Below are 11,554 nucleotides of genomic sequence, written 5' to 3' on the forward strand. Positions count from 1 at the left end.
GTCATGTTGAACGAAGCCCTAATCGCCAATCTCGAAGCGCGCCTCACGCGCTTCGAGGCCGAGCACGCCATACGCACCTGTATGAATCGCTACATGGTGCTGTGCGATGCCCTCGATGCAAGCACGCAACTGACTGAGCTGGCGGGCCTGTTCACGGCCGATGCGGTCTGGGAAGGCAAGGGCGCCAAGTACGCCAACAGCTTCGGCGGTTACCGTGGTCGCGAGGCAATCGGCGCGATGTTCGCCACCTACATGAAGACCCCGGCGCACTTCGCCCTCAACGTGCACTTCCTCACCAGCGAGCTGATCGAGGTCGACACAGGCGGCGCATCGGGCAGTTGGGTGATGTTGCAGACGTCAACCTTCGCCAGTGGCGCTTCGCACCTCAATGCAGCGCGGCTGACCGTGCGTTTCGCCGAGGAAAACGGGCAATGGCGCATGGCGCATTTCCAGACCGAGAACCTGTTCAGTCGTCCGGTGGATGCCTGGAACAGCGAGGTGGCCTTGCCCGTTCCAGGCCGACCTGTCGCTCAATGACCCAAGACTTTTTGAAGTCGGCCAAGCACGCCGACGAGGAGCCAACCGTGAATAACATGATCGATGTCGTGAACCTCGAATGTGATCCCGCTGAACTGGTGCAGGCCGACCGCGTACACACCTCGCTGTACACCGACGCTAAGCTGTTCGACGCCGAGATGGAAAAGATCTTCTACAGCACCTGGGTATGGGTCGCTCACGAGAGCGAAATTCCTGACTCTGGTAGCTACAAAAGCACCTATATCGGCAAGCAGCCAGTGATCGCCGTGCGTGATCGCAAGAAGCAGATCCATGTGCTGCTCAACCGCTGCCGTCACCGTGGTGCCACCGTCTGCGAGCACAAGAAGGGCAAGACCAACAGCTTCGTCTGCCCCTATCACGGTTGGGGCTACGCCCTGGACGGCTCTCTGCGCGGCATTCCGCACCCTGACAGCTACGGCGATTGCCTGGACAAGAGCGAACTGCCACTGGTCAGCCTGCGTACAGAGAGCTACGCCGGGATGGTCTTTGCCACCTTCAAGGACGACATCGAGCCGCTGGTGGACTTCCTCGGTCCAGCTAAAAAGTGGATGGATCTGTTCATGAAACAGGGTGCTGGCTATGGCATCAAGGTGCCGGGCGAACACCGCTTCCGCTTCCCCGGCAACTGGAAGATTCAACTGGAAAACACCACGGACGCCTACCACTTTCCGCTGGTGCACAAGTCGTTCCTGCACTCGGTGGATCAGCAGACCATGGACATGCTCGATTTCGTTGATGGCTCAGGCTATGTCGAAGACCTCGGCAACGGCCACAGCGTGATGGTCATGATCCCTGACCTGATCGACTTGGAAGCCAACCTTGATGCGCCGATTCCTACCCGCTTTGAAAGCCTGGCCCAGGAGCTGCGTGACGAAGGTATTGAGGAAAATCAGGTCCGCCGCATCGTCCGTGCGGTCGGTGGTTCGGGCTTCAACCTCAATCTGTTCCCTAACGTTGCCTGCTCTATGGCGTTCTTCCGGGTGCTGCAGCCGATCTCGGTCAACGAAACGGAGATCCATCACTCGGCGATCACCATGGATGGTGGCCCGGCAGCCGCCAACCGCTACCGCTTGCGTCTGCATGAGCACTTCCAAGGCCCGATGGGCTTCGGTACGCCGGACGATTCCGAAGCCTGGGAGCGCGTGCAGAAGGGCGCCAGTGCTGGCGAAGATCTATGGATCATGCTCAACCGAGGCCTGCCAGGCGAGAAGCCGAGCGAGGACGGACGGATCAGCGACGTGTCAGCCGAAACCGGTATGCGCGCTGCGTACCAGCAGTGGAAAAAAATGATGTCGGCCTGACCGACCAGACCGACGGAGAACGCGAAAATGAATCTGCAATTGCTTCAGGAAGTCACCGCCTTCATCTGGCAGGAAGGCGACATGCTCGATCATAGCGAATACGACGCTTGGTTGGCGCTGTGGGCGCAGAAGGGCACTTACATCATCCCCATCGACCCGTGCGAAGAGGATTTCGAGAACAGCCTGAACTACGCCTATGACGACGCGCACATGCGTGAGCTGCGTGTGCAGCGGCTGATCGGTGGCGAGTCGATTTCGACTACTCCGCGACCGCGTACTGTACGCACCATTTCGCGTTTTCGCGTTCTGTTCAATGACGGCGAGTTTGTCACTGTGCGCTGTGCGCAAAACCTGCGCGAGTTCCGCAAGGACGTGCTCAAGCACTACAGCTCGGACACGGTGTACGAACTGCAACGCAGCGGCGAGAGCTTCAAGATCCAGCGCAAGCTGATCCGGCTGATCAATTCCGACGATACCCTCGCGGGTATCGGCTACATCCTCTGAGGGCCCGGCTATGAAGCAGATCGCACTGGTCACTGGTGCAGCCCAAGGATTGGGCTACGCCATTGCCGCCCGGCTGTTCGCCGCTGGCTACATAGTGGTTATCAGCGACCTTTCCCTGGAACGCGCCCAGGCTGCTGCCGAGGCACTGGATGCCAGTGGTGAACGGGTGCTGGCGCTCAAACTGGACGTTACCAACAAGGCCGATTTCGAGGCCGCACTGGCCGTTACTCTGGCACGCTTCGGTGCTCTACAGGTACTGGTAAACAATGCGGCAATGACAATGACCACGCCGGTCATGCAGATCAGCCCGGAAGAGTTCGACAGCGTTATGAGCCTCAATACCAGAAGCATCTTTGTCGGCTGCCAGGTATTTGGCACGCACATGGCGGCGGCCGGCTACGGGCGCATCGTCAACATGGCTTCGCTGGCTGGGCAGAACGGTGGCACCGCTACCGGCGCGCACTATGCCGCGTCGAAAGGCGCCATCGTCACCCTGACCAAGATTTTCGCCAAAGAGTTGGCCGCAAGCGGTGTGACGGTCAATGCCGTTGCGCCAGGGCCGATCGACTCGCCCATGGTGCACACAGCGGTATCGCCGGAGCGCATGGGGGGAATGCTCGCCAATATTCCGGTGGGGCGCCTGGGGGATGCGGATTTTCTCGGCGACCTGATCGTGCAACTGGCACGGCCAGAAGCCTATTTCACCACCGGGGCAACCTGGGACGTGAATGGTGGCCTGTTCATGCGCTGAGTTTCAACGAAAACATGATGCGACGGCCGAACCAGCGGCCGCGCTCTTACCTTGACGTCCAATGCGGGTGAGCCCGAGATGATTGAAGAGCTCTTGACGGTGCAGGTGCGCAAGCGCCAGCTCCAGGGCGACGGTGTCGTCGTTCTTGACCTGATTCCGGTTGGTGGCACCAAGCTGCCGGCCTTTGAAGCCGGTGCCCATGTGGATATCCACATCTCCCCCGGTCTGGTGCGCCAGTACTCGCTATGCAGCGACCCGGCGGACAATACTGTATACCGCCTCGGCGTGCTCAGGGACCCCGCCTCGCGCGGCGGTTCCACGAGTGTGCACGACACGTTGCTGGAAGGGGCAGAGGTACAGATCAGTGCGCCGCGCAACCTGTTTCCTCTGGCAAGCGAGGCGCGCCGCTCAATCCTTATCGGTGGCGGCATCGGCATCACCCCGATGATCGCCATGGCCTATGCGCTGCATGCCAAAGGCGAGGATTTTGAACTGCACTACTGTGGCCGCTCGCGCAGTCGCAGTGCTTTTCTCGACGAGTTGCAGGGCGCCGGTTTCGCCGAGCGCGTTCACACCCATTTCGACGATGAGGCACCCGAGCAGAAGCTCGACATGGACCGCGTGCTCGGCCAGGCCGAGACCTGCGTACATGTCTATACCTGCGGCCCGTCCGGATTCATGGACTGGGTGATCGCTGAGTCGGTGAAGCATGGCTATGCCGATGACCATATCCACCGTGAATACTTCCAGATTGAAGTGGACAACAGCGGTGCAAGCTTCGAGGTGGTCGCCGCGCGCAGTGGCAAGACGGTGCAGGTCGCCGAGGGGCAGACGATCCTCGAAGCGCTGGCGGACATCGGCATCCAGATCGAGATCTCCTGCGAGCAGGGCATCTGCGGTACCTGTCTATGTGATGTGCTTGAAGGCGAGCCGGATCATCGCGACGTGTACCTCACCGAGGATGAGAAGCAGGCCAACGACCAGATCTTGGTCTGCTGTTCTCGCGCCAAATCGAAAAAGCTGGTTCTGGATATCTGAGGAGGTAAAGCGATGGTCGATGTAAGCGGATTCCGCAACGCCATGTCCCGACTCGGAGGCGCCGTTTCGGTGATCACCACCGATGGCCCGGCAGGACGTTTTGGCTTCACTGCTTCGGCGGTGTGCAGTGTTACCGATTCACCACCCACTCTGCTGGTGTGTATGAACCGTGCTTCCTCTTCTAACGTGCACTTCAAGAACAACGGCGTGCTTTGCGTGAACGTACTGAGTGCAGATCTGAAGGACATTTCAGGCGTATTCGCCAATCGTGAGCTCGGCTCCGATCAGCGATTTTCCGCGACCGCCTGGACCTCCCTGGAAAGTGGTTCGCCAGTGATGGAGGAAGCCCTGGTCAACTTCGATTGCCGCATCGCTCAAGTTCATGAAGTTGGTTCGCACAGCATTTTTTACTGCGAAGTTCTGCGTATCAAAGAGGGCAGTGCTGAAGAGGGGTTGGTGTACTTCAACCGGGCGTATCACAAGCTCTGTGAGGTATCCAAGGCGCTGTGCTGACGCCGTATTGGTCGTAGCTTCAAAAGCTTCCAACCTATAAAACCCCGACGCTTGCGTGCCGGGGAAGGGCTTTCGTTGCCTGCTTCGCGGATAACAGTGCCGTTCAGAGCACCCCGTGAATTGACTGCCAAGTTATCGATTTTTGTTGATCTGCTCATACCACAACATCCGGCTCGCCGGAAAAAAAGGAGCGTCACGTGTTCCAAAAATCATCACTTGCATGCGTGTTTAAAAGTCTGTGCTTTATCGGTGGGGGCGTTGCACCGATGGCTGCACAGGCAGACCTGGTCGACGACAGCCACCTGAAGGTGGACATGAAGAATCTCTATCTGAACCGTGACTTCACCACCAGCGATGCTGTCCAGTCCAAGGTCGGCAACTGGTCCCAGGGCTTCGACCTGCAATTCACGTCAGGCTACACCAACACGCCGATCCAGTTCGGTATGGACGTGGATGCGCAGTACGCTATTCGCCTGGATTCCCATGGCGACGACGGCTCTTTGCCTATGGATTCCGGCAGCGGCCGCGCCTCGGACAACTATGGCCGCGCTGGTGCCACGTTAAAGATGAAGTACTCCAAGACCGAGCTGAAGGTCGGTGATATGCGACCAGAATTGCCAGTCGCCTGGCACGACCCGAGCCGTCAGCTTGACACTATCTTCCAGGGGGCTGTGGTCGAGTCCAAGGAAATCGACGGTCTTACCCTGACCGGTGGACGTTTCTGGTCAGCTGTTACACGCGAGTCGTCCAACCACGAAAAGTTCTACAAGTACGGCTCCACCGACAACCTCGATAGCGACAAAGGCCTGGACTTCGGCGGTGCTACTTGGAACGTCACCAAGAACTTCCAGGCTAGCTACTTCTATGGCGTGATGCATGACATCTACAAACAGCACTACGTCGGCTTCGCCCACACTGCCGACTTAGGTGGTGACTTCGGTCTGCGTACCGATGTGCGTTACTTCAACAACAAGGAAGACGGTGACGCGTTGAACGGTAAGATCGATAACCGCGCATTCTCCGGCGGCTTCACTCTGACTAAGGGGGGGCACAAGGCGAGCATCGTCTATCAGCGCATGTTCGGCGATAGCATTTTCCCGACACCCAACGGCTACATCCCGCAGTTCTACTTGCTGAACTGGGCCAACCAGCCATTCATGCGTCCACAAGAACGCTCTTGGGGGCTCGGCTACGGCTACAACTTCGCCGGATTGGGCTTGCCGGGCCTGACCTTCAGTAGCCGTTTCATCAAGGGCAGCGACATCGCCCAGGCCGGTCGCCCGGATGGCGCAGAGAATGAGCGCGACCTAGCCGTGAAATACGTGGTGCAGGAGGGGCCGCTAAAAGGCGTAGGCGTGGAGTGGAAGAACTATCTGGTGCAGCAGCACGACTTCGGTAATGACTTCAGCGAGAACCGCGTCTACGTCACCTACACCTGGAACGTTTTCTAAGAGGCTGTCCGCGATCTGTTTCGAGTCGGTCAGATGAGGTGAAGCTACTTTTGTCTGGCCCTGGCTTACGAGGTCGCGAGCAGACTCGACGTCGACCCCTTGCCCGCTTATGGCGAAAACCGTATGCGGGCAGCATCGCTGTGGAGTTTTCTATGCATGCTCACCGTGAACAACCCAGATCGCTGCGCCGCATCGTCGTCGCTTCGGTGTTCGGCAACGCCCTGGAGTGGTACGACTTCTTTCTCTACGGTACCGCCGCTGCTCTGGTGTTCGGTCCGTTGTTCTTCCCGCCCGGCACCGACCCGGTGATCGGCACTCTCGGTGCTTTTGCCGGTTTTGCCGTTGGCTTCGTCGCCAGACCGTTGGGTGGGCTGATATTCGGCCATCTTGGGGACCGCCATGGCCGCAAAAACGCCCTGGTGATCACTCTATCAATGATGGGGGGAGCGACCTTCCTGATGGGCCTGTTGCCGACCTTCGAGCAGGTCGGTTATCTGGCACCGATCTGTTTGGTGATTCTGCGCATCGTTCAGGGCATCGCCTCGGGTGGTGAGTGGGGGGGAGGGGTGCTGATGCTCAGCGAGAACGCCCCAGCCAAACGAGTAGGCTTCTACGCGGCATGGAGCCAGCTGGGTGTTTCGGGCGGCTTCGTACTCTCCGCCGTAGCTTTCTATCTGGTACAGATGCTGCCTGAACCGGACTTCATGAGTTGGGGTTGGCGCCTGCCGTTCCTGCTCAGCATCTTGATCTTTGGTGTCGGCATCTACATTCGCCGGCGCCTGCCGGAAAGTCGCGAGTTCGAGGCGGCGGTCGCGAAGAATGATGTTCAGACGCACCCGCCCGCGCTCCAGGTTCTGCGCGAGCATCCCAAGGCGGTACTGCAGGCTATGGGCCTACGGGTGGCGGAGAATGGTGGTGCCTACATTTTCCTGTCCTTCTCCATGGCCTATGCCAAGTTCACCGGCCTGTCGACTCAGGTGGTGCTGATCGGGGTGATGCTGGCGATGACCGTGGAGGCCTTCAGCATTCTCTTTTGGGGCTGGCTGTCCGATCGTATCGGCCGGCGTGCGGTGTATGCCATCGGCTCGGTGAGCCTCGCGCTATTCGCGTTTCCGTTCTTCTGGCTTATGGACACTCACCAGCCGCTGCTGGTGTACCTGGCCTTGTTGCTCGGCCTGCCGTTTAGCCATGCGGCGATGATAGGCACCCAGCCGGCGCTTATGGGCGAGTTGTTCCCCACCCATGTGCGCTACACCGGCCTGGCCATGGGGCATGAGATCGCCTCGATCTTTGCCGGCGGTCTGGCGCCTCTGGCTGCTACGGCGCTGTTCGCCGTTTACCGCGATGCCTGGCCGGTATCGCTGATGCTGGTGTTCTTCAGCGTGGTCACCACCTTGACTCTGCTCAGCATCAGCCGTAATCGCCCATATGCCATGCAGGAGGCAAGCGCCTAGTGTCCTTTTATGGAGTTCCTGCTCCTTTGCCCGGGTCGCTCTCCCGAGCTTTTTTACAGTTGGACGATACCGTAGGTATCGCTGAGGAACGAAACATGCGTCGTTATTACCGCGGTACCGACTTGAGTCGCGTCCATAGCATTGCTGAGTTGGCAGCACTGGCCCGCCAGCGTCTGCCCCATTTCGTCTGGGAGTACCTGGCCGGCGGCGCCGAGGATGAACTGACCCTGCAGCGCAATCGCCAGGCCTATGCCGAAGTTGGCCTGCAGCAGCGCGCGTTGGTGCCTTGCCATGTACCAAGTACCACCCGCGCGCTCTTCGGCAAGTCGGCTGCATTGCCGCTGCTGATTGGCCCCACTGGCTACAACGGCATGTTGCACCGTGATGCTGATATCCACTTGGCGCGTGCCGCGACCGCGCGAGGCGTGCCTTTCTGTCTGAGTACCGTGGCCAATGCCGCACTGGAGGAGATCGTTCGCCAGGTGCCTGGCGTCGATTTGTGGTTCCAGCTCTACGCCATGCGCGATGCGCGCATTCAGGCTAGCCTCTTGGGCCGTGCTAGGGCGGCCGGTGTCAGTACTCTGTTGTTGACCTGCGATGCCATGGTGCTGGGCAATCGCGAGTGGGACAGGCGCAACTTCGTGCGGCCCCGCCAGCTCAGCCTGCGCAACAAGCTGCAGGTGCTGCGCCACCCACGTTGGTTGCGTCAGGTGATGTGGCCCCATGGCTTGCCATCGATGGGTAACCTCGACCCTTACCTGCCTGAAGACGAACGCACGGCTCTGGGCTCGATGCAGTTTATCGGTGAGCAGATGGATACGCTCCTCGATTGGGACGCTCTGGCTTGCGTACGTGATCAGTGGGCCGGGCAATTGCTGCTCAAGGGAGTCTTGCACCCGGAAGATGCCGAGCGCGCCATTGCACTCGGGCTCGATGGTCTGGTGATCAGCAATCACGGTGGGCGGCAGTTGGACGGCGCGGCGAGCGGACTCGATGCCCTGCGCCTGATCGCGCCGTTGGCCAGTGGCCGGCTGACACTGCTGCTCGATGGCGGCATCCGCCGAGGTAGCGACATCGTCAAGGCTCTGGCTCTGGGGGCCGATGCGGTGCTGCTAGGGCGAGCCAGCCTATATGGCGTCGCGGTCGCGGGAGAGGCTGGCACGGCTCGTGCGCTCGACCTGCTCGCAGAGGAACTGCGGCGTACACTCAACCTGATGGGCTGTCCTGACATAGATGACCTCTCGGCCGAATGGCTGACCTTCAACATGCGGCCCGCCGTTGTTCGGGCCTACTGACCGATTGGAGTACCCATGCGCTTGTATGAACTGATCACCTTCACCGTGCGCGTGCGCACCTCGACCGTCGTCCTGGCACGTATCGAAGCGGCCCTGGCGCAGAGCCTGGATGGCGTGGAGTTGATGGGCTGCTGGCTCTCGGAGATTGGTCCGCAGAATCGCATCGTTCTGCTACGCGGCTTTCCCAGTGAAGCACTGCGCCAGGCCGAACGTGAGCGTTATCTGCTGGCTGACGATGCCTTCGGTATCGGCGAGTTCCTGCTCGACATGCAGGCCGACGACTATTGCCTGTTTCCCTTCCTCAAGCCCCTAGCTCCCGGTGCCCACGGGCCTTTCTACGAATTGCGTGAGTACGATCTGATTCCTTCCGGCCTGCAACCGACTCTCGATGGCTGGGCGAAAGCCGTGTGGGCGCGCACTGGCGCAAACTACTCATCGGTGTATGCGGCTTTTTACGCCACCTCGGGCGGCCTACCTCGCTACCTGCACATCTGGCCCTACACCAACTTGGAGCAACGCCTTGATGTGCGTATGCGCGCAGTGGCTAACGGAGTTTGGCCACCGGAAAACTCAGGGCCGCAACTGCGAACCATGCACTCCATCGCCTACCTGCCCGCGAGCTTTTCGCCGTTGCGCTAAACCTTAACGCCGTCTGTTCAAGTTGCTGGAAATTAGGCTGTCCATGAGCGTATTCGACGAGGCTCTTGGGCACGTTTAATTGCGCTAAACAACATAATGACGTTGAATAGCCTGCCCCATCGCCAGACGGCAAGATACGAGGAGATTACTAGCCTACTCGCGAGTGTAATGTTCCAGGCCAATGTATGGTCAGCCCACCTCCTGCAACCCAGCTTGATGAACGGTAAGGCATACCTGCGCTAATGTGTTCGGCCCCTGATGAGAAGTCGCTCCTAGCTGTCCTTGATAAAGGGATCAGCCTGAAAGGTTCTTCACGGATTGCCGGGAAAGAAGCTCTCGAACTTCATGAAAAAGAATTCGCTGTCCCGGTAACCGTATGCCATTCGCTTGATGACCTTTATTCGATTGTTTATTCCTTCCAGCTGACCGGTGTGCATTGGCCAGCGAGCGCGGCTCACGATGGCTGCATCAGTAACCCTTTAGCCTTTTGGCGAACTGAATCAGGGCCGGTATTTCGCTTTCATGAGCATGGCGCAGCCATTGCTTCCAGGCCGATCTCCAGGCTCAGCCGGCATTCGGCGTCCAGAGCGTTTTAAGTTCAGCCTCCATCAAAAATAGACCGTCATCAACGATTGGTTGGCTGCCAGCAAATCCTTCAAGTGAACCTATTGTTCTGGCCTTTTCAGATTCTCGGGATTGCGCAGCAACAGCCATTGCGCGTGCTTAATGACCTTGCGAGCAGGTCTGTCATGGCGTAGCCGATTAGGTGCCAGGCTCGGTCAGATTTTCTACTTGCTTCGGATTCAGCGTACTCATTTGATTTCCCCTTGCTGTCCGTTTGTCCCCCCATCTGTCCCCCCACTTCATCGTCGGATGAGGTCAAATGGCGTTGAACACCATCGGACAGGGGAACGCTTGAGACGCCCGAAATAGCTAGGCTATCGGCAGGATTCTCGAACGGGACAGGATTATTTCGGACAATTAAAAAGCCGGCTTGTGGCCGGCTTCTCGTGGGCAGGGTTGGTTAGTTTTTGGCTAACCGCACCCGCCTGCAAAGGTGCGCTCTGCAAGGAGCGCTTGTGAAGTAAACGAGGCGGCCGTTGGGGCGTTGCCTTGTTTGTCCCCCGTGCGGGTAGCCAGGGGGGGTAAAACGAAGGCGCACAGGATACTGATGTTTATCGCGCATGCCCAGCATCGATGCTCCTGCGTGAGTTTTCCTTTTGGGTTCAAATCACTGTTGCCGGGTGGCGGCGATTGTTGAGGGTGGACCACCAGAAGATCCAGCCCAGTATCTGGATGTGTTGCCCCTGAATTTGTTCTGCGGTGAAGATTTCGTCGGGGTATTCGTTGGCGTTGTGACTGCGCAGCCGCAGACCGCCCCCAGGAAGGCGATAGAGGTATTTCACGCGGAGCATGCCGTCGTGTTCGAGGGCATAGATTTCGCCGTCGATGACGTGGGTTTTGCCTCGGTCGATACCGATGAGCGAGCCATCCTGTATTTTGTCGGCCATGCTGCTGCCGGTCATGGCAATGCAAATGGCGTTGTGCAGTTCGACCTCCATGGCGTCGAGGACGCGACGAGAGAGCCGGATTTTTTGGTTAGGAACTTCGGCCACAGAGGGGCGCCTGGCGCCTTGGTTGTGCAGTTCGTTATAGATCGGGAGTTCGAGTTGGTCACGGGCGCTGCTGCGTGTTTTGTGAGCGATAGGCTCATGTTCGGCCTTGCCGCGGCGTTCACCGGGGTGTTTGGGACCTTCGCCTGTACGCAGCCAGCGGGCATTGACGCTGAGCAGTTCAGACACCTCTTCCATGCGCGCCATGGGAATGCCACGTTTGAACCAATTGTTCACGTGTTGCGGCGTCACCTTGCGGTTGGCGGCGAAATCTGTCGCAGAGAGATGGCACTCTCGCAATAGCACGCGTAGTCGATCACCTGATGTATTCATGGGATGAAGTTTACGGCGACTTCAAGTTCGTTTACATGAACGAAGTGTTCAAATGAGATGAATGTCGAAAATATGAGTGAGTGATGGGATCGCGGTTACAAGTT

The 11,554-nt window shown here is 58.8% G+C and carries 11 protein-coding genes and 1 pseudogene; 10 read left to right on the forward strand and 2 right to left on the reverse strand.

All coding sequences use genetic code 11. The features are described 5' to 3' along the window. The first annotated feature begins 3 nt into the window (after positions 1 to 3). The 10 genes from VGC62_RS05700 (at position 4) to VGC62_RS05745 (ending at position 9,504) form a co-directional block, all read left to right on the forward strand. Positions 4 to 537: a nuclear transport factor 2 family protein gene (locus VGC62_RS05700; RefSeq protein WP_331186093.1), complete on the forward strand. Its 534-nt coding sequence runs from the start codon at positions 4 to 6 to the stop codon at positions 535 to 537. 56 nt (positions 538 to 593) lie between these two features. Beyond that, on the forward strand, positions 594 to 1,859 hold the full coding sequence (locus VGC62_RS05705; RefSeq protein ID WP_414705748.1) for an aromatic ring-hydroxylating oxygenase subunit alpha: 1,266 nt from the start codon (positions 594 to 596) through the stop codon (positions 1,857 to 1,859). Positions 1,860 to 1,886: 27 nt separating this feature from the next. Beyond that, positions 1,887 to 2,363 (forward strand): aromatic-ring-hydroxylating dioxygenase subunit beta, encoded by a 477-nt coding sequence (locus VGC62_RS05710; RefSeq protein WP_017846869.1) that lies wholly within the window; start codon positions 1,887 to 1,889, stop codon positions 2,361 to 2,363. 10 nt (positions 2,364 to 2,373) lie between these two features. Then, positions 2,374 to 3,114: an SDR family NAD(P)-dependent oxidoreductase gene (locus VGC62_RS05715; protein ID WP_331186095.1), complete on the forward strand. Its 741-nt coding sequence runs from the start codon at positions 2,374 to 2,376 to the stop codon at positions 3,112 to 3,114. Positions 3,115 to 3,192: 78 nt separating this feature from the next. Continuing rightward, complete coding sequence (locus tag VGC62_RS05720; protein ID WP_331186096.1) at positions 3,193 to 4,152, forward strand: PDR/VanB family oxidoreductase; 960 nt, start codon at positions 3,193 to 3,195, stop codon at positions 4,150 to 4,152. Between the two features lie 12 nt (positions 4,153 to 4,164). Then, entirely contained in the window at positions 4,165 to 4,665 is a 501-nt protein-coding gene (locus tag VGC62_RS05725) for a flavin reductase (RefSeq protein WP_331186097.1), read from the forward strand. A gap of 197 nt (positions 4,666 to 4,862) precedes the next feature. Next, the gene (locus VGC62_RS05730) at positions 4,863 to 6,116 is read left to right on the forward strand and encodes an OprD family outer membrane porin (protein ID WP_331186098.1); all 1,254 of its coding nucleotides are present in this window, start codon (positions 4,863 to 4,865) and stop codon (positions 6,114 to 6,116) included. Positions 6,117 to 6,268: 152 nt separating this feature from the next. Beyond that, a complete protein-coding gene (locus tag VGC62_RS05735) occupies positions 6,269 to 7,570 on the forward strand; it encodes an MFS transporter (protein ID WP_331186099.1) in 1,302 nt (433 codons plus the stop codon). A 95-nt stretch (positions 7,571 to 7,665) separates the two neighbouring features. Further along, positions 7,666 to 8,865 carry an alpha-hydroxy acid oxidase gene (locus VGC62_RS05740; protein ID WP_331186100.1) on the forward strand — a complete coding sequence of 400 codons (1,200 nt, stop codon included), beginning with the start codon at positions 7,666 to 7,668 and terminating at the stop codon, positions 8,863 to 8,865. Between the two features lie 15 nt (positions 8,866 to 8,880). Then, the gene (locus tag VGC62_RS05745) at positions 8,881 to 9,504 is read left to right on the forward strand and encodes an NIPSNAP family protein (RefSeq protein WP_331186101.1); all 624 of its coding nucleotides are present in this window, start codon (positions 8,881 to 8,883) and stop codon (positions 9,502 to 9,504) included. A gap of 311 nt (positions 9,505 to 9,815) precedes the next feature. Here VGC62_RS05745 and VGC62_RS27880 read toward each other — a convergent pair. After that, positions 9,816 to 10,268: pseudogene (locus VGC62_RS27880) on the reverse strand (transposase); the annotation flags it as partial. A 462-nt stretch (positions 10,269 to 10,730) separates the two neighbouring features. Next, positions 10,731 to 11,450 carry a LexA family transcriptional regulator gene (locus VGC62_RS05755; protein WP_331186103.1) on the reverse strand — a complete coding sequence of 240 codons (720 nt, stop codon included), beginning with the start codon at positions 11,448 to 11,450 and terminating at the stop codon, positions 10,731 to 10,733. Positions 11,451 to 11,554 lie beyond the last annotated feature (104 nt).

The sequence above is a fragment of the Pseudomonas sp. genome (assembly GCF_036404235.1).
In the GTDB taxonomy this organism is placed as follows: domain Bacteria; phylum Pseudomonadota; class Gammaproteobacteria; order Pseudomonadales; family Pseudomonadaceae; genus Aquipseudomonas.